This window comes from Pseudoduganella sp. GW821-FHT05F09 (assembly GCF_059419605.1).
Map to the genome: position 1 here is coordinate 214,184 of NZ_JBWKSD010000007.1, position 23,774 is coordinate 237,957.

The window sequence follows — 23,774 nt, forward strand, 5'->3', positions numbered from 1 at the left end:
AGTTCGCGACTGCCGGCAGGCACGCTAGTGGATTTCGCGCAGGTAGATGACGGGCGAGCGGTACACGCCGTAGTTGAGGCGGCCCACGGTGCTGGGCAGCCAGGGGAAGGCGTTCACGCGCAGGTCCACGCTGCCGTCGCGCCCGGCGCCGGGGGCGGCCAGGCGCAGCCAGGAACGGCCCAGCGTGAAGGCCACGGTGGCGGGGGTGCTGTCGGCCGCCAGGCCGGCGTAGCAGCCGCCGCCCGCGGACAGGTTGCGGGTGCAGTTGCCGAAGGTGAGCACGCCTGCGGTGCTCAGCGCGGTGGTGCCGGCGGTGGCGTCGGCGCTGTTGCGCAGGAATTCGGTGCCGGTCCAGTATTGCGATTCCACTTCCACGCGCCGCGTGAGCAAGGCCGAGCCGTAGCTGTGCGCCACCTGCAGGCGGCCGCTGGCCACGGCGATGCCTGCTTCCACGGCGCCGGCGCGCAGGGAGGTCACGCCGTCGCCGCCGGGCACGGTTTCGGCGGCGCGGAAGAACACGTTGACCGGGCTTGAGATGGTGTTCGTGGCCACGCTGGGCATATAGGGCGGGCCCGGCGAGTAGGACTTGCTGAAGGCGTAGCTGATGCTGCCCAGGCCGTTGCCGCCGGTGAAGACGAAGGCGGTCGGGACTGCGGGGCCGCCGGTCAGGCCGGCGCCTGTCGGCATGCTGCGCGCGGCGTTGTCGACGGGGCGGTATTCCGGGTTGTCGTTGTCGTTGGGGGCGGTGGTGCCGGTGGCGCCGGCCGCGTTCCACGCGGTGATGGTGAGCGGGCGCGCATAGCTGGCGGCGTAGTTGGTGGTCAGGCCGCCGGCGGCGTTGCGGGCGCTCACCGTCAGGCCGAAGGGCTGGGAGGCGTACACGAAGCGCCCGCCGCTGCAGGTGATGCTGAACACGCCGGTTGGACACACCATGATGGGGGAGGCGTTGGGTGTGGTGATGGCGGTGTCGAAGTGGTCCGGGATGAAGCGGCCGATATTGCCGCTGGTGCCGCCGCCGACCAGCGTGCTGGCCAGGTTGCTGTACAGGCTGCCGTTGTTGAGCGCATTGTTGGTGGTGGCGGTCAGGGTGATGATGCCCACTTCGTCCCAGCTCAAGTTGCTGATCGTGAATTTGCCGGGCGTGGGGTTGGTGGCGGTGGCGCTGGTGACGATGGCGCCGGTGATCACGGCCGGGCTGGGCAAGGTCAGCGTGCCCGCGCTGGTGACGGGCTGGGCCGGCGATGGCAGCGGGGCGACCAGGTTGCGCGTCAGGTCCACGCGCGGCGGCAGGGTCTCGCGGCCGAAATTGGTGCTCACCACATTGTTCTGGCTGAGGACGGTTACCTGCACGCTGAACGGGGTGCCGGCGCTGGTGAAGACGCCCTCGGTGGCACTGCTGGCGCCGGGATTGCTCACGGTGCCGGTGCTGGCGTTGGTGATGGCGTAGTGGTGCGGAGCGACCACGAAGTCCGTGCTGCTGCCGGTGAAATTGGCGTTGCTGGCCGTGTATTCGGCGGACAGGGCCAGCGAGCCCACGTCGTCGTAGGACAGCGCGCCGTTGGTGGAAACGCCGTTGCCGTCGAAGGACAGCGACAGGTTGGCGCCAGCGGCGCTGGCCAGGCTGCCGCTGCCGCAGACCAGCGCCGCGCTGGGTGTGTTGCCCGCGCCGCCGGCGCCGGTCAGGTTGACGGCGCGGCTCAGCGTGTTGCTGTTGGTGGTAGGGTCTATATATGCGCAGCGCATCTGCAGCGTCTTGGTGGTGTTGGCGATCAGCGGAACGCAGCTGCTGGGCGTGGCGTTGCTGGCCGTGAGCGCCTGCACAATGAAGGGGGCACTGACGCCTGCCAGGCGCGGCGCGGCGGTGACCTGGAAGCCGGCGGCGGCAAACGCCATGCTGCAGGACGTGCCGGACGGCGAGCTGCAGGTGGCCGCAGCCGTGGCGGCCGGCGTGGCGGAGGTGATGGCCAGCGTCGGGGTGCCGACGGTGGTCTGGCGCACGTAGGCGCTGGCGACGCCGTTGCTGAAGCTGAACACGGGCGCCGGCGACTCCACCGTATTGGGCGCCAGCGACACTTGCGCGCTGCCGGTGTACAGCGTGTTGCAGGACGCGTCGGCGCAGGCCTTCACGCTGACCGTCTCCGGCTGGCAGGTCAGGCCGTTGCCGTCGTGCGTGATCTGGTAGTGGTGCACGGTGTTGGCGGCGGGCGCGGTGCAGACCGTCTTGCTGGGGGTGCTCGCGTAGCCGCTGCCGTCGGTCACGCAGCTGCACGGGCTGCCGGCGGTACCGGTGCGGCAGGTCACCGCCTGGTAGACGCGGCCGTGCCAGTCCAGGTCCAGCGTGTCCACCAGCGCGGTGCCGGTGATGTAGGCGTCCGAGGAGAGCAGCTTGACCGCGCCGGCCACCACGTTGCCGTTCACGCTGCTGGCCGAAGAGATCGTCAGCGAGGTATTGGCCGTGACGTTGCCGTTCACGCGCGAGGGCGAGGCGTCCAGCGTCACCACCGGGGCCACCAGGTTGCCGTTCAGCGTGCTGCCCGAGGACAGGTTGAAGGAGATGCTGGCCGTCACATCGCCGGTCAGCGCCACCGGCGAGCCGGTGGTGATCTTGCCGCCCGTGATGGGGCCGATGATGGTGGCGTGCGAGGCCAGGTCGATCTGGCCGGTGGAGGTCAGCGTGCCGGTCACCTTGGTGTCCGAGCCGGTGCCTATCTTCATGCTGGCGGCGCTGATGTCGGCCACGATGGTCTGCACCTGGGCGCCCATCTTGAACTGGCCGCTGGAGACCAGCGCGCCGCCGCTGATGTTCAGGTTGGACGGCTTGATGTCGCCGATGTCGAGGTTGCCCGCCACCTGCAGCTGCGCCGTGCCGCTCATATTGAGCTGCTGGTTGTAGTCGAAGCTGATGGGCCCGGTCAGCACCACCTTGTAGCCGCTGGCGATGGTGACGTCCAGCGTGGCGGCGAAGGGCGGGCAGCTGTAGCTGGAACTGGCGGCGGTATAGGTGCAGCCGGCCACCGCGCCGCCGTTGAACACGGCGGGGGTATTGGCCAGGGCCGGCGCGGCGGTCAGCCAGGCCAGCAGCAGGGCGAGGAGGGGGAGCAAGGGCATAAAGGGGAGGGCCCGATCATCGCTGAATTGTCACCGATTATCACACTGTGCCGGGTTGCGGGCAATGCTTGATAAATTTGCTACAAAGCAAATTTTGATGGCCCGCCGGGGCCGCGCCACCGCTCGCGGGGCGCCAATCCGTGCTAATCTTGCTGCTTTATCAGCATCTACGACGGGTGAACCCGATTAGCGCTTCCCACCCTTCCGCTCCTCAGCCGCAGCCAGGCCGCCTGGCCCAGCTCCGCCCGATGGTGCTGGCCTTGTTGTCCGGCCTGGGTTGCACGGCGCTGTTGTTTGCCGGCGTGAGCCGCCTGGAGCAGGACAATGTGTCGCTCGCCTTCCTGCAGCGTGCGCACGCGCGCCTGTTCGTTTTGCAGCAGGGCGTGGGCAACGCCATCGCCGGCCTGGGGGCGGTGAACCAGCTGTTCGCCAGCCGCGAGCAGGTCAGCCGCAAGGAATTCGAGCTGTTTACCCGGCCCATTATCGAGCACTATCCCTATATGCAGGCGATCAGTTCGCTGCGCGTGATCGGCCACGCCGAGCGCGCCGCGCTGGAGGCCGAACTGGCCGCCGTGGTGCCGGGCACGGTGCTGACCGAGATGCGCGGCGGCCAGCGGGTGCCGGCCGACGTGCGCGACAGCTACCGCGTGATCGAATACATCGAACCGATGGCGAACAACGCGGCGGCCATCGGCCTGGACACGGCTTACCCGGCGCTCGACGGCGGAGCGCGCAACAAGGCCTACGCCAGCGGCCGTCCCACGGCGGGCAAGCTGGTGCGGCTGGCGCAGGGGCCGCAAGATCCCAAGGAGCGCCTGGGCGTGATCGTGTCCATGCCGGTGTTCCGCTACGGCACGCAGCCGGCCACCCAGGCCGAGCGGCGCGCCGCGCTGGTGGGCGAGACCGCCATGGTGCTGCGCCCCGGCGACATGATAGAAAAAATCTACGCTGCGGCCGGCCTGCCCGCGAGCGGCGAGCTGGACCTGAAGGTGTACGCCAGCGGCGCCGAGGAGCCGGACGCGCTGGTGTACCAGGCCCCCGGCCAGCCCGCCGCGCAGGCCGAGCTGCCGCACTGGCTGTATCCGGCGCCGCCGCCGCGCCTGGCGCAGCCCTTCGACGTGGCCGGCCAGACCTGGCTGATGGTGGCCACCCAGCCGCGCGCGGTGCTGGTGGGCGACCACCTGGCGTCCATCTTCACGCTGGCGCTGGGCGCCATCGTCAGCGTGCTGGGCGCGGCCTACGTCAATTCCCTGGCCAGCCGCAACCGCGACGTGCAGCGCCGCGTGGACCAGCGCACCGCCGAGCTGCGCGACGTGAACCGCGCCATGCGGCTGCGCGACCGCGCCATCGAGTCCAATGTGAACGCCATCATCATCACCGACGGCGCGCCCGGCTACGCCATCGCCTACGCCAATCCTGCCTTCGAGCGCCTGACCGGCTACAGCGGCGCCGAGCTGGCGGGCCGCAGCACGCGGCTGCTGCACGGCGACGATGTGGACCAGCCGGGTGTGAGCGAACTGGTGGCGGCGGTGCGCGAGCAGCGCGAGGGCCACGCCGTGCTGCGCCACTACCGCAAGGACGGCGCCATGTTCTGGAACGACGTCTACGTGTCGCCGGTGCGCGACGAGGACGGCGAGGTGACCCATTTCGTCTCCTTCATGCACGACATCACCGCCATCAAGGCCTACGAGATCGAGCTGCACCACCAGTCCACGCACGACGCGCTGACCGGCCTGCCCAACCGCGTGCTGCTGCTGGACCGCCTGCACCAGACCATGACGCACTCCGAGCGCAAGGGCCATGCGCTGTGGGTGGTGTCGATCGACCTGGACCGCTTTAAATTCACCAACAGCCGCCTGGGCCACAAGGGCGGCGACCGCCTGCTGCAGGCGGTGGCCGAGCGTTTGCAGCTGGCGCTGCGGCCGGTGGACACGGTGGCGCGCATCGGCGGCGACGAGTTCGCACTGATGCTGCTGCCCGAGCAGGGCGCGCTGTCGCCGCGCGCCGACCAGGTGCAGCGCGTGCTGGACTGCCTGGCCGCGCCGCTGTTGATCGACGGCCAGGAGCTGTTCTTCACCTGCAGCGCCGGCATCGCGGTGTATCCGGACGACAGCGCCGACCCCGGCGCCTTGCTCGAGCGCGCCGACATCGCCATGTACCGCGCCAAGGAAATGGGCGGCAACAACTACCAGTTCTACACCCCAGCCATGAACGAGAAGCTGGGCGAGCGCATGCTGATCGAAGGCGCGCTGCGCAGCGCGCTGGAGCGGCGCGAATTCGTGCTGCACTACCAGCCGCAGGTGGACACGGCCAGCGGCCGCATCGTCGGCATGGAGGCGCTGATACGCTGGCAGCATCCGGAGCTGGGCATGGTGGCGCCGAACCGCTTCATCCCGCTGGCCGAGGAAACCGGCCTGATACTGCCGGTGGGCGCCTGGGTGCTGCGCACCGCCTGCCAGCAGCTGATGGCCTGGCGCGCCGCCGGCGGCGCCGGCCGCGACAGCCTGCGCGTGGCCGTCAACGTGTCGGCGCGGCAGATGGCCGAGCCGGACTTCGTGCAGTCGGTGGCCGCCGCGCTGGCAGAAACCGGCTTGCCGCCGGCCTGCCTGGAGCTGGAGTTGACCGAAAGCCAGGTGATGAACGACGTGGAGCACGCCATCGCCGTCATGCACGAGCTGAAAAAGCTGGGCGTCAAGCTGGCCATCGACGACTTCGGCACCGGCTATTCCAGCCTGGCGCACCTGAAGCGTTTTGCGATCGACGTGCTGAAGATAGACCAGACCTTTGTGCGCGACCTGACGGTGGACCCGGACGACGCGGCCATTGTCACCACCATCATCGCATTGGCGGCCAACCTGAAGCTGGAAGTGATTTCGGAAGGGGTGGAGACGCTGGAGCAGATGGCTTTCCTGCGCCAGCATGGCTGCAGGCAGATGCAGGGCTATTACTTCAGCCGTCCGGTGCCGGCGGCCGCCTTCGAGGCGGTGCTGGCGGAGTACGAGGCGCGCGCGGCGGCTTGAGCGCCGCGCCGGCCGGGGCGGCTCAGGCGGCCGGCGACTTGCGGCGGCGCGCGGCCGGCAGCAGGGCCAGGGCGCCGATGGCCAGCAGGGCCAGCGAAGCCGGTTCCGGCACGGCGTTGGTGGCCGGAGCCTGGAAGGTGATGGTGGCGTTGGCCGTCTGGCCGATGGCGCCGCCGCCCACGCTGTTGGCGACCAGCAGCAGCTGGCCGCTGCCCGGAGCGTACACGCTGAATTCGGAGCCGCTGAAGGAGCCGCCCATGTCGCCCAGGTAGTTCAGGCTGAGGTTGCCGGTGTCGAGTGCCGTGTCGTACAGCGAGAAGAAGCTGTTGTTGGAGACGGCGGTCACCAGCACCTTGACCAGCGAGCCCGGGTCGGCGTTGAAGGACCAGGTTTCGAAATACGCAGGGTTGTTGGAGATGCTTCCAGGAAAGACCTTCGGCGAGTCTGCCAGGGAAATGACGCCGTCGCGTATCAGGCGCACTTCGCCGGCGGTTTCGTCGCCGGTCCAAGTGTGGGAAACGCTGATCACGTCGGCGCAGGCGATGCCGCTGCTCAGTGCGGCGAACAGGAAAACGAGGGAGCGCAGGGTCTTGAACATGGCATAAGTCCTAATAAATGCATTTTCCTGGAACGATGCAAGAATTATGCCCATTCCTGTGCAGTAAGAAAAATTTATGTAAATCAATAACTTGCCGCTTGCCATAAAAAGTATCCGCAAGGAAATGTAAAGAAAATCGACATGCAAACTGCTATTGAATGGCGGCGCGCCGACACGGCGGCCGCAGCCCCCGCCGGTCCCTGCACCAGCGCCGAGGACGTGCTGGCGGCCCTGCTCGACAGCGTGGAGGGCGGCGAGCAGCATATCCGGCCGCTGCGCGCGCTGCTGGAAAGCGGCCGTTTCGCACGCTTCAACGAGGTTGGACTGGCGCTGCGGCGCGCTTTCCGCGATCCGGCGCAGCGCGATTATTTTATCGCCCGCATGAAGCCGCACCTGGAACTGGTGATAGGCCTGCTGCCGTCCGGCATACAGCGGCACGGCATGCTGCCGCCGGAACCGTCCGGCCCGGCGCCGGACGCGCTGCGGCTGGAGCAGGTCAGCGACGCCGAGCTGCGCCAGTGGCTGGTGGACGACGGCAGCCTGATTTACGGCGAATTCCACCGCTACGAGCTGGCCAATTATTTCGACGCCATCGCGCCCTATGTGCGGCCGGGCGGGGAGATGATAGACCTGGGCAGCGGCCTGGGGAGGGTGGTGCTGTCGGCCGCGCTGGCGCTGCCGTTCGAGCGCTGCACTGGCGTGGAGTTGCTGGGCTACCGGCACGCCATGGCGCTGGAGCGGCGCGCGCGCCTGCTGGCGCTGTCGCAGCAGCTGCTGGCGGCGTTGCCGGGGCAGCCGCTGCAGCCGGAGGCGCCGCTGGCGCTGCCCGGCGGCGCTGCGGCCACGCTGCGCCACTTGCAGGATCTCGACGCGCGCATAGAACTGCGCGAGCAGAACATGTTCGAGGCCGACGTCAGCCGCGCCAGCCTGGTGTTCATCTACAGCACCTGCTTTGCGCCGCTGATGGGCGCGCTGGCCGCCAAGCTGGCGCGCGAGCTGCCCGAGGGCTGCCTGGTCAGCTGCACCACCTTTGCGCTGTCGCATCCGGCGTTCCGGCTGCTGCAGCACTTCCCGTCCAACACGCTGGCCTGGACCGGCGTGTTCCTGTACCAGCGCGTGGCGGTCCCGGAAGGCGCGGCGCCGCCGCCGCCCGCCGCCCTGTACGCGCCCGACCCGGACGAATGGGAAGCGCGCGCGCGGGCGGAGTGCGCCGCTTACGATGCCGCGTAGTTGGCGGGTTACGGCGCTGCGCGCCTAACCCGCCCTACGAAGCTCCGCGTAGGGCGGGTTAGCGAGGTACTCGCGTAACCCGCCGATGCGCCGCCACGGTCCCTAGCGCTTCACCTTCGCAAACGCGTCGCCCTTCTTGAAGCTGGCCATGCCGGGCGCGTTCGCCACCGCGTAGCCCAGGTTCAGCGTGAACTGCGCCTGCTGCACCATGCCGGACAAGTCCCAGTCCGCGCGGTACTCGTCGGTCACCTGGTGGTAGTCCTTCTTGAACGCCACCAGCTTGTCGCTGGAGGCCTGCTGGTTCTTCTCGAACTCGAAATGGCCGTCGCCCGAAAACACGGCCGAGCCCACGTTGAAGGCCGGGATGCCGGCCTTGGCGAAGTTGAAGTGGTCCGCGCGGAAGTAGGCGCCGGACAAATCCGGGATCAGCGGCGCCAGTTTCAGCCCCATCTTCTTGGCCACCTGGCCGGCCGTCTCGTACAGCGTGCTGCGCTCGGCGCCTGCCACGCCGATGTCCTTGGTGCGGCCGGCGAAATTCATGCTGTCCAGGTTCAGGTCGGCGCTGGTCTTGTCCAGCGGCCAGGCCGGCTTGGCCACGTAGGCCGCGCTGCCCAGCAGGCCCTGCTCCTCGGCCGCCGGCCACAGGAAGACCTGGGTGCGCTTGGCCGGGTGCTTGACCGCCTCGGCCGCCATGGCCAGCAGCGCCGCCGCGCCGGAGGCGTTGTCGATGGCGCCGTTGTAGGTATGGTCGGTCTTGTCCTCGCGCTTGACGCCCTCGTCGATGCCGAGGTGGTCCCAGTGCGCCGAGTACACCACCGCCTGCTCCTTCAGCTTGGGATCGGTGCCCGGCACGATGCCGGCCACGTTGAACTGCTCCACCTGGCGGATCACGCTGCGCAGCTCCACCTTGGCGCTGGCCTTCAGGTCCACCGGCTGGAAGTCGCGCCGCTCGGCGCGGCGGCGCAGTTCGTCCAGGTCGAAGCCGGAGGCGCCCACCAGGTCGCGCGCGGTGTCCTCGTGCAGCCAGCCTTCGATGCCGTTGCCGCCGCGGTTCAGGTGGAAGCGCTCGTGGCTGAAGCCGTTGGCCGGCACCGACCACGGGTAGGAGGCCGACGGCGTGGTGTGGATCAGCAGCACGCCGGCGGCGCCGCGCCGCACCGCCTCCTCGAATTTGTACAGCCAGCGGCCGTAGTAGGTGTAGGCCTTGCCGGCAAAGCGGTTCGGCTCTTCGGCGGTGGGCTGCGGGTCGTTCACCATCATCACCAGGATCTTGCCCCTCACGTCCACGCCCTTGTAGTCGTCCCAGTTCTCCTCCTCGGCCTTGACGCCGTAGCCGACGAACAGCAGCGGCGCCTCGAAGCTCACGCTGGCCTGGCCGCTGCCGGTGCCGTACACGATGCCCTGGCCGGGGATGGGCGTCAGGCGCGTGCCGCTGCCGGCGTGGAAGGTGACCGAGCTGCCGCTGGCCAGCAGCTTGGTGCCCTGGAAGCGCACCGGCTGGCGGTAAGTGCCGTCGGCCAGCGGCTTGAGGCCCATCAGCGCGGCCTGGGTTTCCAGGTAGCGCACCGCCAGGTCGCCGCCGCGCTGGCCGGTGCCGCGCCCTTCGAGCAGGTCGTCGGCCAGGAAGGACAGGTGGGCGCGCAGCGGCGCTTCGCGCACGGTGGCTTGCTGGGCGTTGGCGCCGTGGGCGGCCAGGGTCAGGGCGGTGGCGAAGGCGAGGGTGGTGAGGCGCGAAGTGGACGGCGTGGACTGCATGGCTGCTCCATATTGGTTTGATAGCTCAGGGTGGGCTATCTTACAACATGGATGGTTTGCCTAGTCCGCCGTCGGCTGGCCGTGGAAGGCCTTGTTGGCGATGCGCCAGCCGGCATCGGTTTTCAGCAGCACGAAATAGTCGGTGAAAGTGGTGGCGCCGTGCACCAGGGTGACGCGGGCGCAGGCCGCGCTGCCCTGCACGTCTATCCAGTCCACGATGCGCTCGCGCTGCGCCTCGTCGGCCGCCGGCTCGCCCTTGAAGCGCTGGCAATATACATCCAGCGGCCAGGAGGTGAACACGCCTTCGCGCACCGATTCGATATGGGCACCGGGCAGGAAGGCGGCGCGCATATGGGCCGCGTCGTCGTTGGCGTGGCCGGCGAAGTACTGGTTGATCGGGTCCAGCACGGCGGCTTGCTCTTCGCTGAACGGGGGGCGGAAGATGGTGTTCATATTCATGGCGGCTCTCCTGTGGGTGGCGTTCCATGATGCCGGGCCTGCGCCGTGCCGAAGCGCGGCCTGTGGCTATACCGGGTATGCGCCAGCACGCATTGCGCCAGCCGTGCTAGCATTTCGCTAATGAAACGTCTCGCCGTCCTGCTCTCCCTCGCCGCCACCCTCCCGCTGCCGTTGTGCGCCGGCGCCGCCTGCTCGCGCCCCATCGTGGTGCCGGCGTCCTCGCTGGGCAAAATGATGACGGTGAACGAGGCCAGCGGCGAGGTGGGCGGCGTCTATCCCGAGCTGCTGCGCGAGCGCGGCCGCCGCGCCGGCTGCGAGTTCGTGTTCCCGGTGGTGCCGCGCGCGCGCGCCGAGGCCATGCTGCGCCAGGGCGACGCCGACCTGATGGTGGGCGCGGTGCAGGTGCCCGAGCGCGACCAGTGGGGCCGCTACATCCCCATGATAGGGACGGAATGGATGCTGATCTCGACCGACCCCGACCCGCCGCGCTCCACCGATGAGATGCTGGAGCGGCCCGGCATCCGCCTGAACGTGGTGCGCAGCTATAACTACGGGCCGGCCTATCTGGCGCTGCTGGCGCGGCTGGACAAGCAGGGCAAGCTGGAATACGTGAAGGACCCGCAGACCATTGCGCGCAAGATGGGCATAGGGCGCGCCAACTACGCCTTCATGCCGTCCAACACCTTCGCCGGCACGCTGGAGGAGCTGGGCCTGCGCGAATCGCTGGGCGCGCGCGTGCATTACACGCGGCTGGCCGGCATTCCGCCCTCCACCAGCGGGGTCTACATCTCCCGCAAGACCGCGCCGGACGACGCGGCGCAGCTGGCGGCCCTGCTGGAGCAGCTGAGCCGCGACGGCGAGCTGCTGAACCGGACCCGGAAATTCTTCACGCCGGCCGAAATGTCGAGCAGTTTTCCCCTGCCGCGCGGCCGCTGACGGGTTCAGGAATTATGAACAATTGGGCGCAGGCGGCCCGGAGGGAGTAAACTAGCGCTTTTGTTTCGCATTGGGCGATTCGAACATACTTGTGAGTGACGCCATGTCTGGAACACCGAATACTGAAGTAACCCTATTTTCCGACCTTAACCTGATACCCGCGCTGATCAAGTCGCTGAAGGAAGTCGGCTACGAGTCGCCGTCGCCTATCCAGGCCGCGACCATCCCCTACCTGCTGGACGGGCGCGACGTGCTGGGCCAGGCCCAGACCGGCACCGGCAAGACCGCCGCGTTCGCGCTGCCCATCCTGTCGCAGATCGACACCAAGCTGACCGCGCCGCAGGCGCTGGTGCTGGCGCCGACCCGCGAACTGGCGATCCAGGTGGCCGAGGCCTTCCAGCGCTACGCCGCCCACATCCCCGGTTTCCACGTGCTGCCTATCTACGGCGGCCAGAGCTACGGCCCGCAACTGTCGGCGCTGCGCCGCGGCGTGCACGTGGTGGTGGGCACCCCGGGCCGCGTGATCGACCACCTGGACAAGGGCTCGCTGGACATCTCCAAGCTGAAGACCCTGGTGCTGGACGAGGCCGACGAAATGCTGCGCATGGGCTTTATCGACGACGTCGAGCGCATCCTGAAAGAGACCCCGGCCACGCGCCAGACCGCGCTGTTCTCGGCCACCATGCCGTCGGTGATCAAGCGCATCGCCACCACCTACCTGAACAAGCCGGCCGAAGTGACCATGGCCGCCAAGACCGGCACCGCCGAAAACATCCGCCAGCGCTACTGGCTGGTGAGCGGCATGCACAAGCTGGACGCGCTGACCCGCATCCTGGAAGCGGAGCCGTTCGACGGCATGATCATCTTCTCGCGCACCAAGATGGGCACCGAGGAGCTGGCCGAGCGCCTGAACGCGAGAGGCTTCTCGGCTGCCGCCATCAACGGCGACATGCAGCAGGCGGCGCGCGAACGCACCATTTCCATGCTCAAGGACGGCAAGATCGACATCCTGGTGGCCACCGACGTGGCCGCGCGCGGCCTGGACGTTGAGCGCATCAGCCACGTGGTGAACTACGACGTGCCGCACGATCCGGAAAGCTACACCCACCGCATCGGCCGCACCGGCCGCGCCGGCCGCAGCGGCGAGGCGATCCTGTTCATCACCCCGCGCGAGCGGCCGCTGCTGAAAGCCATCGAGCGCGCCACGCGCCAGCCGGTGAGCGTGATGGAACTGCCGTCGCTGCAGGCGGTGAACGACGTGCGCGTGGCCAAGTTCAAGGACGAGATCACCGAAGTGCTGGCCAAGGGCGGCCTGGAACACTTCCAGGGCCTGATCGAGGACTACGAGCGCGAGCACAATGTGCCGGCGATTGAAATCGCGGCGGCGCTGGCCAGCATGGCGCGCGGCGGCAAGTCGCTGCTGCTCGACAAGAAGAAGGAAACCGGCTGGCACGACACGCCGCAGGCCGCCGCTGCGGCCCAGGCGGCGCGCGGCGACCGTCCCGAGCGCGAGCGTTTCGACCGCGGCGACCGTTTCGAGCGTAGCGAGCGTCCGGACCGCGGCGAGCGCGCCTTCCCGAAAAAGGAACGCGTGATCCGCGAACCGGAACCGGGCATGCAGACCTACCGCATTGAAGTGGGCTACCAGCACGGCGTCAAGCCGGGCAACATCGTGGGCGCCATCGCCAACGAAGGCGGCATCGACTCCAAGTTCATCGGCCGCATCGAGATCTACGACGACTACAGCGTGCTCGACATGCCGAGCGACCTGGCTTCGGACACCATCAGCCACCTGCAGGGCGTGAAGATCGCCGGCCAGATCATCCGCCTGAGCCGCGACGGCGAGCAGGCCCCTGCCGCTGCCGCCGCACCGGCGCGCGCCCCTGCGGCGCCGCGTCCGGCGCCGGCCGAGCGCGCAGCGCCGGTTGAACGTGCGCCCGCGCCCAAGCGCGCCGCCGCGCCCGAGCCGGAACTGGCCGCGAAAGCCGACGACGGCGAACCTGCCTTTGACGACGAAGCGCCCAAGAAGAAAAAGAAGGACAAGCACAAGGTCACGCTGCCGATGAGCGCCTTCCGCATCGAAGTGGGCAGCAAGCATGCGGCCACGCCGTCCAACATCGTGGGCGCCATCGCCAATGAAGCGGGCATCGAGGCCAAGTACATCGGCCGCATCGAGATCTTCGACGACCACAGCGTGCTGGAACTGCCGGACGGCATGCCGGACGACGTCTTCCAGCACCTGGGCAAAGTGTGGGTGGGCGGCCAGCAGCTGCGCATCAGCCACGCCGCCGCCATGCCGCCGGAGTCGGGCAAGCACACGCCCCCCAAGCCGGCCGTCGCGAAACCCGGCGCACCGAAAAAGGTGCCGGGCACGGACAAGCCGCTGCGCAAGCCGGGCAAGTTCAACAAGTTCAAATAAACACCAAAGGGCCGCAAGGCCCTTTTTTTTGGGGGCGGCCACGCGGAACTGCCCTGCTGCACATCGGCGGTGCGTTTGCCTGCTGCGGCGCACCAAAAGGGACGCCGGTCCGGGCGGACCGGTAAGGCGCGAAATGCGAGCGCTACCTGCGCCCGGCCCCGTAAACACTACTTTTTGGCACCTGGCCCGGAAATTGCGTCTGTTGCATTATTTTCCTGTCCAGCGAGGGTGACGTGATATCCCGAAATGACCTTCTTGAGTATGCAGGACCGGATCGCAAAACGATCCGCGTGCTGTGGATAGATGCGGCGCACACCGCCGCCTATGTTTATAACGTAAAAGCGCACAGCGCCGAAGCGGAACTGGCGCGCATGGCGGTGCTGCAGGCCGACCTGGCGTCCGGCCGCGCGCGGCTGCTGCCGGATGACCCGTATATGGTGGTGGTCAACCAGGACCTGCTGCCGCCCAAGCACCTGGAGCTGCGGGCCCGCGCCTGGGAAATCGTGCGCGAGCTGACCGCCATGGAGCCCGCCATCTACGAGCCGCGCCGGCGCGGCCAGCTGGTGGCCGACTACACGCAGCGGCATGGCGTGTCGCACCCCACCATATACCGCTATCTGCGCCGCTACTGGCAGCGTGGCCAGACGCCGAATGCGCTGCTGCCCGACTACGCCAACTCCGGCGGGCGCGGCAAGACGCGCGCGGCCTCGGAAGGCATCAAGCGCGGCCGCCCGCGCAAGGAAGGCGCCGCACCCGGCGTGAACGTGGACGAGCAGATGCGCGCGGTGTTCCGCGTGGCCGTTGCGCGCCACGCCGCCACGCATCCGGCGCCGTCGCGCCGCGCCATCTTCGACCAGATGCTGCGCGACTTTTTCTGCGAGCGCAGCATCGCCGCCGGCACGCAGCGCGTGCAGCGCGGCGAGGCGCTGCAGGCTTTGCCGACCTTCGGCCAGTTCAGCTACTGGCTGGAGCAGGACCAGCTGATGGCGCCGCAGCGCATCGCGCCTGCGCTGCCGGACGACAGCGCCGTCGCCCATCCGGGCCGCCCCGGCGCCGCCTTCCGCGTCGAGGCCATGCAGGCCCAGGTGCAGCTGGTGTCGCGCGCCGACCGTAGCCAGGTCACCGGCAAGCCCTGGCTGTACGCGGTGACGGACATCTTCAGCGGCGTGGTGGCCGGCGTGTATGTGAGCATGGAGCAGCCCAGCTGGCGCCACGCGCTGATGGCGCTGGCCAACAGCGCCGCCGACAAGCGCCGCTACTGCCTGCGCCACGGCCTCGATATCCCGTCCGGCGCATGGCCGTCGCGCCACCTGCCGGAACTGCTGTTCGCCGACGCCGCGCTGCTGGGCGACGCGGACGACGGCTCCTTGCTGAACAACTTCAACGTGCGCTGCCTGGTCGCGCCGCAGGAAGGGCCGTCGCCGTGGAGCGCGGAACTGGGCAAGCGCTTTGCGCTGCGCACGCAGGCGGCCACCGCCGCCTCCGCCTCCGCAGCCGGCAGCGCCGCCCCCGCAGCCGATGCCGCCGTCCCGTGCGGCCGCCTGGACGCCGTATTGGACCTGGAGCAGTTCACGCGCATTGTCATCAGCGGCGTGCTGGCCTACAACCACGCGCCGCAGCAGGACGAGCGCACGCCGCAGCAGCTGTGGGACTGGGGCGTGGCGCAGCGCGGCACGGCCTTGCGCCAGTATGCCGAGGAGCTAGTGCATTGCAGCCTGCTGCCGGTGCAGGACGCGGTGGTCACCGCCGAAGGCATCTGCCTGCACGGCACCTACTACAGCTGCGCGCGCGCCGTGGAGGGGCGCTGGTTCGAGCGCGCCGCCCAGCGCGGCCAGTGGCATGTGAAGGTGGCCTGCGATACGTCCAGCCTGGACACCATTTACCTGCTCGACCCGCAGGCGCCGATGCACTTCCACGCCTGCCACATCGCCGAACGCAGCGTGGCGCACCGTCGCTTATCGTCGGCGGAAGTGCTGCGGCTGCGCGCCAGCGAGGCGCCGGCCCGCCAGCACGTGCCGCCGCCGGGGCAGTACGCCAGCTTCGAACGCATGGTGGCCGCGCTGGCGGGGTAGCGGGCGGCCGATCAGCCGCGGGTGACAAGCGGAATAGGGCGCGGTATGCTGCGCCTTGCCCCGCTTTTATGGACAACCCATGCTGACCACACTACGCAAGACGCTTTGCGCCGCCGCCATTGCCGGCGCCGCCGGCGGCAGCGCGCAGGCCGCCGCGCCCATGACGCTGCAGGACTACCTGGCCCTGAGCGGCCCCGTGCCGCAGCTGCACATCGCCTACGGCAGCGCGCCGTCGCAATTCGCCGAACTATACAAGCCCGCCGGGCCGGGGCCGTTCCCGGTGGTGATACTGATCCACGGCGGCTGCTGGACCGTGCATTTCGGCGGCATCACGCAGATGCGCAACATGGCCGGCGCGCTGGTTAAAAACGGCATCGCCGTGTGGAACGTGGAGTACCGCCGCGTGGACGAGGAGGGCGGCGGCTACCCCGGCATGTACCAGGACGTGGCCACGGCCGTGGACCGGCTGAAGCAGGAAGCCGCCGCGCACCAGCTGGACCTCGCGCGCCTGGTGGCTATGGGCCATTCGGCGGGCGGGCATCTGGCGCAATGGGCCGCCTCGCGCCACAAGCTGCCGCAGTCCAGCCCCGCCTACCGCGCCGCGCCGCTGGCCATTCCCCAGGTGATCAGCCTGGGCGGGCTGGCGGACCTGCGCAACGAGGAAGCCCTGATCAAGACCAGCTGCGAGCGCGACATGGTGCAGCTGGCGGGCTTGCCCAGCGCGGCGCGCCCGGACGTGTTTTCGGACACCTCGCCCGCCGAGCTGCTGCCGGCCGGCGTGCGCACGGTGCTGGTGACGGGGGAGCTGGATACGGTCTCGCCGGTGCGCGTGGCGCAGGACTACGCGCGCCGCGCAAAGGCAGCGGGGGACGCTGCCGAGGTGGTGGTGCTGCCCAACGCCAGCCATTACGACGAAGTGGCCGCCAGCTCGCCGGCGTGGCAGCTGGTGTACGCCGAGATCCGCAAGGCCCTGGCGCTGCCTTAATCCGCCGCGTTAATCCGCCGCTTTAATACTCGTTGTACTTGCGCATATCCCCGCGCACCTGCTCGGCGGGGTATTTCGCGCGGTTCAGTTCCATCTTCTCCAGCACCGCGCTGCGCAGGTCCACGCCGGTCTTGTCGGCCAGCTGGATGAGGTACAGCATCACGTCCGCCAGCTCGTGCCGGATGCCGACGCGCTTGCGCTCGTCGAGTTCGTGCGCGGCGCCGGTGGGCAGCCACTGGAAATGCTCGGCCAGTTCAGCCGCCTCCACCGTCAGCGCCATCGCCAGATTCTTCGGCGTGTGGAACTGCCCCCAGTCGCGTTCGGCCGCGAAGGCGCGCGCCAGGTCGCGCAGTTCAATCAGGCTGTCCTTTTCCATCACGCCACCTGCTTGCGCATGAAGACGCTGAGCGGATCGTCGCGGTAATCGCCATACGGGCCGCAGCGCTGGTAGCCCAGGCGCTCGTACAGCGCAATCGCCTCCGGCTGCGCCGGCCCGGTCTCCAGCGCGTACACGCTGCTGCCGCGCTGCGCCGCCGCCTGCTCCAGTGTGGTGAGCATGCGCCGCGCCAGGCCCTGGCCGCGCGCCTCCGGCCGCACATACATGCGTTTGACCTCGGCGAATTCGGGCGTCACCACCATGGCGCCGCAGCCGACCGCCGCGCCGTCCGCGTTGCGCGCCACCGTGAACAGCACATTGGGCTGCTTCAGCGAGGCCAGGTCCAGCGCATACACGCTCTCCGGCGGATACAGCGTCAACTGGTAGGCATCCAGGTCGGCAATCAGGGCGATGACTTCGGGCTGGTCCGGCGTTTCGAAAGCGATATTCATGGTCGTGATGGAGGCGAAAAACAGGTGTGCCTGCATTGTAGCGCAAGCCCGGCGAGGGGCATGCAGGGCCGCTATGCACGCCCTGCCGGCGCGAGAAAAATACTATCCCGCCGCCGTGAAAGCTGGCTATATTGAATCATGGCGGGGTAAAAGAGCGCCCGCTTCCAACCGCAAGGAGAGCGTCATGAAAAAACTGCTGCTGGCGTCGCTGCTGGCCATGGTTAGCATTGCCGCCATGGGGCAAACGGCGCAGGACCCGCAAATAGTTGATCCGGTGCGCGTGCCCGCCACCGGCCTGGCCATCGTCGTGCCGGAGCACAGGCTGGGCCTGAATGCGGTGGACTTCGGCGCCTACAAGGGCGCCTACGACTTGAGCAACGGCGGCCTGCTGCAACTGACCTCGCAAGGCCGCCGCATGTACGCCCAGCTCGACGATGGCGAACGCACCGAAATTGTCGGCACCGGGCTGCAAAGCTTTGTCGCGCTGGACCGCAGCCTGCAGATGCGTTTTGAACGCAAGGCGGACGGCGATCTGGGCGGCGATCTGCTGATCGCCCGGACCCCGCGCGTGGCCGGCGAGCCGGTGCAGTACCTGCTGGTGTCGCTGCGCTAGGCGGCGCCGATTCGTGTAGCAAGCCACGGGCGAGTCCGCCGCCCGTGGTGTCTCCCTTTCCGCCGGCTTCGTCCTCCCTGGCGCGGCCGGCGGGCCTCTTTTATCCCCGAATCTTGGTATGATGTCCGACTGCGCCAGCCACAAGCTGGCCTTTTTTATAACGATGTCGGAGATAAACCGCATGAAATTACGTCTGCTGGTATTGGCGGCCGCGCTGGCCGCGTCCGGTGTTCAGCACGCACAGGCCGCACCGCGCGGCTTTACCGTGGAAGACCTGGTGAAAATGGAACGCGTCGGCAGCCCGCTGCTGTCGCCGGACGCGTCGAAAGTGGTGTACACGGTGCGCGCCACGAATATGGACAAGAACCGCGGCAATACCCAGCTGTGGATGCTGGACCTGCGCGCGGCCAAGCCGGCGCCGGTGCGCCTGACCCAGGCCGACGCCAGCAGCACCGACCCTGAATGGTCGCCTTCCGGCGACGCCGTCTACTTCCTGTCCGCGCGCAGCGGCAGCAATCAGGTCTGGCGCTTGCCGCTGGCCGGCGGCGAAGCGGCGCGCGTGACCGACCTGCCGGTGGACGTGGAGAACTTCCGCCTGTCGCCGCAGGGCGACCGCCTGGCCATGAGCCTGGCCGTGTTCCGCGACTGCGCGGACCTGGCCTGCAGCAAGGCGCGCGTGGAAGCGCAAGCGAAAAACAAGGCCACCGGCAAGGTCTACGACCGCCTGTTCGTGCGCCACTGGGACACCTGGAACGACGGCCGCAACAACGTGCTGTACACCGCCCCCATCGACGGCAGCGGCAAGGTCAGCGCCGCGCCGGTGAGCCTGAGCGGCAGCATCGACGGCGACGTGCCGTCGAAGCCGTTCGGCGACCATGACGAATACCAGTTCAGCCCGGACGGCAAGACCGTGGTGTTCTCGGCCCGCGTGGCCGGCAAGACCGAAGCCTGGTCCACCAACTTCGACCTGTTCAGCGTGCCCGCCGCCGGCGGCGAACCGCGCAACCTGACCGCCGACAACCCGGCCTGGGACACCCGCGCCCAGTTCTCGCCGGACGGCAAAACCCTGGCCTACACCGCCATGAAGCGCCCGACCTTCGAGGCCGACCGCTTCCACCTGGTGCTGATGGACGTCGCCAGCGGCAAGAAGCGCGCGCTGACCGACGCCTGGGACCGTTCCGTGGCCGACTACCGCTGGGCGCCGGACGGCAAGACCCTGCTGGCCACCGCCGACGACGTGGGCCAGCACCGCCTGTTCAGCATCGACGCCGCCAGCGGCAAGGCCAGCGCCGTCTCCGGCCCGGGCTATGTGTCCGCCTTCAGCGTCGCGCGCGACACCGTGGTGATGGCGCAGGCCTCGCTGGCCTCCGGCGCGCAGCTGTACAAATTCAAGCTGGGCGCCGCCGCCAAGCCTGAACAGCTGACCAGCGTGAATGAGGCCGCGCTGGCCGACGTGCGCTTCGGCGAGTACGAGCAGTTCTCCTTCAAGGGCGCCAACGGCGAGACCGTGTACGGCCACGTGATGAAGCCGTGGAACGCGCAGCCGGGCCAGAAATACCCGATCGCCTTCCTGGTGCACGGCGGCCCGCAGGGCAGCTTCGGCAATTCCTGGAGCTACCGCTGGAACCCGCAGGTGTACGCCGGCGCGGGCTACGCCACCGTGTTCATCGACTTCCACGGCTCCACCGGCTACGGCCAGGCCTTCACCGACTCCATCAGCGGCGACTGGGGCGGCAAGCCGCTGGAAGACCTGAAGAAGGGCATGGACGCGGCCGTGGCCAAGTTCCCGTGGCTGGACCGCGAGCGCAGCTGCGCGCTGGGCGCATCCTACGGCGGCTACATGATGAACTGGATCGAGGGTAACTGGGCCGACGGCTTCAAGTGCATCGTCAACCACGACGGCGTGTTCGACATCCGCGGCATGGCCTATTCGACCGAGGAAATCTGGTTCACCGAGTGGGAATACGGCGGCCCGTACTACAAGGCGGCCGAGTCGCACGAGAAGTTCAACCCGGTGCACCACGTGGCCAAGTGGAAGACCCCGATGCTGGTGGTGCAGGGCGACCTGGACTTCCGCATCCCGACCGCGCAAGCGCTGGGCACTTTCACCGCGCTGCAGCGCCAGGGCATAGACAGCAAGCTGCTGGTCTTCCCTGACGAAAACCACTGGGTACTCAAGCCCGCCAACTCCGTGCTGTGGCACCATACGGTGCTGGACTGGCTGAACAAGTACACCAAGCAGTAAGGCCCTGAAAGGCGCACCCGTATGGACCGTATCGATGTCATGAGGCTGTTCATCCGGGTGGCCGAATCCGGGAATTTTTCCAAGGTGGCGCGCGCCACCGGGGTCACGCAGCCCACGGTGAGCAAGGTGGTGGCGGGCCTGGAAGCGAAGCTGGGCGCGCAACTGCTGCGCCGCACGTCGCGCGGCCTGAGCCTGACCGGGGCCGGCCAGGATTTCTATGAATCCGCCATCGACATCGTCGAGCGGGTGGACGCGCTGGAGAGCAGCGTCGGCCAAGGGGACGCCGCGCCCAGCGGCGTGGTCCGGGTGGCGCTGTCGCCGGCCTTCGGCCGCATGGAGATCGTGCCGCACCTGCCGGCCTTCTTCGAGCGCTATCCCGGCGTCAGCATCGACTTCCATGTCTCGCAGCGCTACGTCAACCTGGTCGAGGAGGGCATGGACCTGGCGATCCGCGTGGGGCCGCTCAGCGATTCCAGCATGATGGCGCGCCGCATCGGCAGCATGAGCTATCTCACCGTCGCCGCGCCGTCCTACCTGGCGCGGGCCGGCACGCCCGCCGTGGTGGACGACCTGCAGCAGCACCACTGCGTCGCCTTCATGGCGCACGACGCGCCGCGCCCCTGGGAGTTCAGGGACGCCACCGGCGACGTGAAGTTTGTGCCGCAAGGGCCGCTGCGCAGCAACGACGCCGAATACGTGCGCGCCGCCGTGCTGGCCGGCCTGGGAATAGGCCACAACGCGGCCTGGCTGTACGCGCGCGACGTGGCCGCCGGGCGCCTGGCGCCGCTGCTGGCGGACTGCGCGCCGGAACCGTTTCCCATCCACGCCGTCTGGCCCGGCGGCCGCCGCCTGGCCGGCAAAACCCGCGCGCTGGTCGACTATCTGGCGGAACTGTTTGCCGCCTCCCCGCTGCTGAAAGTGCGCTAGCCGCGCGCGCATGCCTGGCGGGCATAGCAGCTATGCCCGCCGCCGGTCTTCCCCGCATCGCCCCCGCCGCCTATCTTCCGTATGGACAAACCGTCCAAGCCACCATACGGAGTACCACCATGCGCGCCATACAGCTGACTGCCTTCGGCAATCCCCTCACCAATCTGCACCTCGCCGACTTGCCGGAACCGCCAGCGCCTGGCGCGGGCGAAGTCCTGCTGGGAATGGAGTTCGCCCCTGTGAATTTCAACGACCTGCTGCTGATCAGCGGCGCCTTCCCGCGCCGCCCGGAGCTGCCCAGCCCTGTCGGCAACGAAGGCTCGGCCACAGTGCTGGCCGTGGGCGCGGGCGTGCTCCACCTGGCGCCGGGCGACCGTGTGGTGGCGCCGCTGTACAGCTACACCTGGCGCGAGCGCATGGTGGTAACCGCCGCCGGCCTGTTTGCGCTGCCGGACGGGATCAGCCCGCAGCAGGCCGCCATGATGCGCATCAATCCGCCCACGGCGGCGCTGCTGCTGAGCGAGCACGGCGAACTGAAACCGGGCGACTGGGTGATACAGAACGCCGCCAGCTCCGGCGTGGGCCGCTCGGTGATTGCGTTCGCGCGGGCGCGCGGCATCAAGACCATCAATCTGGTGCGCCGCGTATCGGCCATCGTGGAAGTGCAGGCGGCCGGCGGCGACATCGTGCTGCTGGACACGTCCGACAGCGTGGCCACGGTGCGCGCGCTGAGCGACAGCGGGCGGGTGCGGCTGGCGCTGGACGGCGTGAGCGGCGCATCCACGCTGCGCCTGCTCGACGGCCTGTCGCACGGCGGCTCGCTGGTGTCGTATGCCTTCTCGGGCGGCGATCCGGCGATACCGGCCGACCTGCGGCCCCTGCTGCGCAAGGCCGTGCGCCTGCACGCCTTCTACCAGGCGCGCCCGCAGTACGACGCGCAGATGGACACCTTGCTGCGCGAGACGGCGGAGTTCATCCGCGCCGGCAAGCTGGAACAGCCCATCGCCGCGACCTACCCGATGGCGCGCATCGCCGACGCCGTCGCGCATGCCCAGCGCGGCGGCAAGGTGCTGCTCGACCTCCAGGATCAGACGTTGTAGCCGCCGTCGGCGTCGATGATGGCGCCGGTGATGTAGGACGCCGCCGGGCTGGCCAGGAACAGGATGGGCGCGATGACTTCCTCCAGGCGGCCGAAGCGCTTGATGCACAGGTTTTGCAGCATCGGCTTGATGGCGTCGCGCATGTGGGCGTTGATGTCGGTCTCCATAAAGCCCGCGTGCACCACGTTCACCGTGATGCCGCGTTCGGCCAGGTCGCGCGCCGCGCCGCGCGCGTAGCCGTCGATGGCGGCCTTGATCGAGGCCATGTCGGACATCCCCGGCGCGCCGGGACGCACGCCAAGGTTGGAGCCGACAAAGACGAAGCGCCCGCCGTCGCCCATCACGCGCGACGCGGCGCGCACCATGGCGCGGAAGCCGGTATTGGCCACCGCCCAGTAGTGCTCAAACACGGCCTCGTCGCGCTGCGCATCGTCGGCGCTGCCGAAGCGGTCGATGGAGGCGCTGTTGACCACAATGTCCAGCCGCCCGAAGCGTTCCATCACGGACTGGATCACCTGCGCCGCCTTGCCTGCGTCGGCCTGGTCGGCTTGCAGCGGCAGGCCGCGTGTGCCGAGCCGTTCGATCTCCGCCTGCACGGCGGCCGCCTTGGGAATCGAGTCCGGCGAGACGAACGTGAACGCCACGTCCGCTCCCTGCGCGGCCAGGGCCTTGGCGGTGGCCGCGCCCAAGCCGCGCGCGCCGCCGGTCACCAGGGCCACCTTGCCGGCCAGCGGCTTGGGGAGGGCGCTCATTGCTTGCCTCCCAGCGCGGCCATCAGGGCGGCCATGCGGGTTTCAACCTCGTCGCGGGTGCGCGACCAGGCCGGCACTTCGTCGAGCAGGCGCTGGTGCCAGGCCATCACATTGGGGAACTCGGAGTAGGGCGGATGGGTGCGCGTCAGGTGGCTGAAGGTGGCGGCCAGGTCGAAGTCGGCCAGGGTGACGCTGTCGCCAACCACGTAGCGGCGCTCCTGCAGGTGCGCATCCAGGACGGTGGCGAACTTGCGGATGGACGCGTCGGCGTCGGCAATCACGCGCGGGTCCTGCGGCGCGCTCATGGCCACCTTGACGATGCGTTCCGTGAACAGCGCGGGCGGACCCTGGCGCCAGTGTTCTGCGGCCCAGAACATCCATTGCAGCGTCTGCGCGCGGTCGGCGCCTGCAGGCAGCAGGCCGGAGCGGAATTTCTCCGCCAGGTGAAGGTTGATGGCGGACGCTTCGAACAGCACCGTGCCGCCATCGACCAGCACGGGAATCATGCCGTTCGGGTTCAACGCCAGGAATTCCGGGGTGCGGTTGTCGCCCTTGAACAGGTCTATCAGCTCGAAGTCGAATTCGGCGCCGATGTGGTACAGCGCGGCGAGTACGCGGCGGGTGCTGCCGGAGCCAGGGTCACCATAGAGTTTCATTGTTCGTTCCATTTGATTTGCGGGAGGCCAGTATCGTGGAAAGGTTTTTGTGTGGGTACGGAGCAGGCGGC

18 protein-coding genes are annotated in these 23,774 nt (G+C 68.7%); 10 read left to right on the forward strand and 8 right to left on the reverse strand.

Features of this window, described 5'->3' with window-relative positions; all coding sequences use genetic code 11:
* Window positions 1-24: 24 nt before the first annotated feature.
* Window positions 25-3,108, reverse strand: coding sequence for a DUF8613 domain-containing protein (locus AC07S4_RS22700; protein WP_494988774.1), 3,084 nt, complete (start codon window positions 3,106-3,108; stop codon window positions 25-27).
* A 176-nt stretch (window positions 3,109-3,284) separates the two neighbouring features.
* Here AC07S4_RS22700 and AC07S4_RS22705 point away from each other — a divergent pair, with 176 nt between their 5' ends.
* A complete protein-coding gene (locus tag AC07S4_RS22705; RefSeq protein WP_494988775.1) occupies window positions 3,285-6,128 on the forward strand; it encodes a bifunctional diguanylate cyclase/phosphodiesterase in 2,844 nt (947 codons plus the stop codon).
* Between the two features lie 22 nt (window positions 6,129-6,150).
* Here the strand turns inward: AC07S4_RS22705 and AC07S4_RS22710 are convergent, their stop codons facing one another.
* Complete coding sequence (locus AC07S4_RS22710; protein WP_494988776.1) at window positions 6,151-6,726, reverse strand: PEP-CTERM sorting domain-containing protein; 576 nt, start codon at window positions 6,724-6,726, stop codon at window positions 6,151-6,153.
* Window positions 6,727-6,867: 141 nt separating this feature from the next.
* On the opposite strand from AC07S4_RS22710, the gene AC07S4_RS22715 reads away from it, so the two are divergent.
* A complete protein-coding gene (locus AC07S4_RS22715; RefSeq protein ID WP_494988777.1) occupies window positions 6,868-7,956 on the forward strand; it encodes a histone methylation protein DOT1-like protein in 1,089 nt (362 codons plus the stop codon).
* A gap of 102 nt (window positions 7,957-8,058) precedes the next feature.
* Here the strand turns inward: AC07S4_RS22715 and AC07S4_RS22720 are convergent, their stop codons facing one another.
* A complete protein-coding gene (locus AC07S4_RS22720; RefSeq protein ID WP_494988778.1) occupies window positions 8,059-9,711 on the reverse strand; it encodes a M28 family peptidase in 1,653 nt (550 codons plus the stop codon).
* A gap of 60 nt (window positions 9,712-9,771) precedes the next feature.
* Window positions 9,772-10,170 carry a nuclear transport factor 2 family protein gene (locus AC07S4_RS22725; RefSeq protein WP_494988779.1) on the reverse strand — a complete coding sequence of 133 codons (399 nt, stop codon included), beginning with the start codon at window positions 10,168-10,170 and terminating at the stop codon, window positions 9,772-9,774.
* A gap of 120 nt (window positions 10,171-10,290) precedes the next feature.
* On the opposite strand from AC07S4_RS22725, the gene AC07S4_RS22730 reads away from it, so the two are divergent.
* The 4 genes from AC07S4_RS22730 to AC07S4_RS22745 all read left to right on the forward strand — a co-directional run bounded on the left by AC07S4_RS22730 (window position 10,291) and on the right by AC07S4_RS22745 (window position 16,582).
* Window positions 10,291-11,106 carry a substrate-binding periplasmic protein gene (locus AC07S4_RS22730; RefSeq protein WP_494988780.1) on the forward strand — a complete coding sequence of 272 codons (816 nt, stop codon included), beginning with the start codon at window positions 10,291-10,293 and terminating at the stop codon, window positions 11,104-11,106.
* Window positions 11,107-11,209: 103 nt separating this feature from the next.
* The gene (locus tag AC07S4_RS22735; protein WP_494988781.1) at window positions 11,210-13,525 is read left to right on the forward strand and encodes a DEAD/DEAH box helicase; all 2,316 of its coding nucleotides are present in this window, start codon (window positions 11,210-11,212) and stop codon (window positions 13,523-13,525) included.
* Between the two features lie 290 nt (window positions 13,526-13,815).
* Window positions 13,816-15,597, forward strand: a complete 1,782-nt coding sequence (locus tag AC07S4_RS22740) for a TnsB C-terminal domain-containing protein (protein ID WP_494988782.1) — start codon at window positions 13,816-13,818, stop codon at window positions 15,595-15,597.
* A gap of 79 nt (window positions 15,598-15,676) precedes the next feature.
* Complete coding sequence (locus tag AC07S4_RS22745) at window positions 15,677-16,582, forward strand: alpha/beta hydrolase (protein ID WP_494988783.1); 906 nt, start codon at window positions 15,677-15,679, stop codon at window positions 16,580-16,582.
* Between the two features lie 22 nt (window positions 16,583-16,604).
* Here AC07S4_RS22745 and AC07S4_RS22750 read toward each other — a convergent pair whose 3' ends face one another.
* Window positions 16,605-16,958 (reverse strand): nucleotide pyrophosphohydrolase, encoded by a 354-nt coding sequence (locus AC07S4_RS22750; RefSeq protein ID WP_494988784.1) that lies wholly within the window; start codon window positions 16,956-16,958, stop codon window positions 16,605-16,607.
* Window positions 16,958-17,446, reverse strand: a complete 489-nt coding sequence (locus AC07S4_RS22755) for a GNAT family N-acetyltransferase (protein WP_494988785.1) — start codon at window positions 17,444-17,446, stop codon at window positions 16,958-16,960. The genes AC07S4_RS22750 and AC07S4_RS22755 overlap by 1 nt, the downstream gene beginning before the upstream one ends.
* Window positions 17,447-17,594: 148 nt before the next feature.
* Between AC07S4_RS22755 and AC07S4_RS22760 the strand changes: the two genes are divergently transcribed.
* The 4 genes from AC07S4_RS22760 to AC07S4_RS22775 all read left to right on the forward strand — a co-directional run bounded on the left by AC07S4_RS22760 (window position 17,595) and on the right by AC07S4_RS22775 (window position 22,295).
* Window positions 17,595-18,023, forward strand: a complete 429-nt coding sequence (locus tag AC07S4_RS22760; protein ID WP_494988786.1) for a hypothetical protein — start codon at window positions 17,595-17,597, stop codon at window positions 18,021-18,023.
* A gap of 181 nt (window positions 18,024-18,204) precedes the next feature.
* Window positions 18,205-20,268, forward strand: coding sequence for a prolyl oligopeptidase family serine peptidase (locus AC07S4_RS22765; RefSeq protein ID WP_494988787.1), 2,064 nt, complete (start codon window positions 18,205-18,207; stop codon window positions 20,266-20,268).
* A gap of 21 nt (window positions 20,269-20,289) precedes the next feature.
* The gene (locus AC07S4_RS22770) at window positions 20,290-21,195 is read left to right on the forward strand and encodes a LysR family transcriptional regulator (protein WP_494988788.1); all 906 of its coding nucleotides are present in this window, start codon (window positions 20,290-20,292) and stop codon (window positions 21,193-21,195) included.
* Between the two features lie 119 nt (window positions 21,196-21,314).
* Entirely contained in the window at window positions 21,315-22,295 is a 981-nt protein-coding gene (locus AC07S4_RS22775; protein WP_494988789.1) for a zinc-dependent alcohol dehydrogenase family protein, read from the forward strand.
* On the opposite strand, the gene AC07S4_RS22780 is transcribed toward AC07S4_RS22775, so the two are convergent.
* Together AC07S4_RS22780 and AC07S4_RS22785 are read right to left on the reverse strand one after the other, a co-directional pair.
* Entirely contained in the window at window positions 22,283-23,047 is a 765-nt protein-coding gene (locus tag AC07S4_RS22780) for an SDR family NAD(P)-dependent oxidoreductase (RefSeq protein WP_494988790.1), read from the reverse strand. The genes AC07S4_RS22775 and AC07S4_RS22780 overlap by 13 nt on opposite strands.
* The gene (locus AC07S4_RS22785; protein WP_494988791.1) at window positions 23,044-23,703 is read right to left on the reverse strand and encodes a glutathione S-transferase family protein; all 660 of its coding nucleotides are present in this window, start codon (window positions 23,701-23,703) and stop codon (window positions 23,044-23,046) included. The genes AC07S4_RS22780 and AC07S4_RS22785 overlap by 4 nt, the downstream gene beginning before the upstream one ends.
* Window positions 23,704-23,774 lie beyond the last annotated feature (71 nt).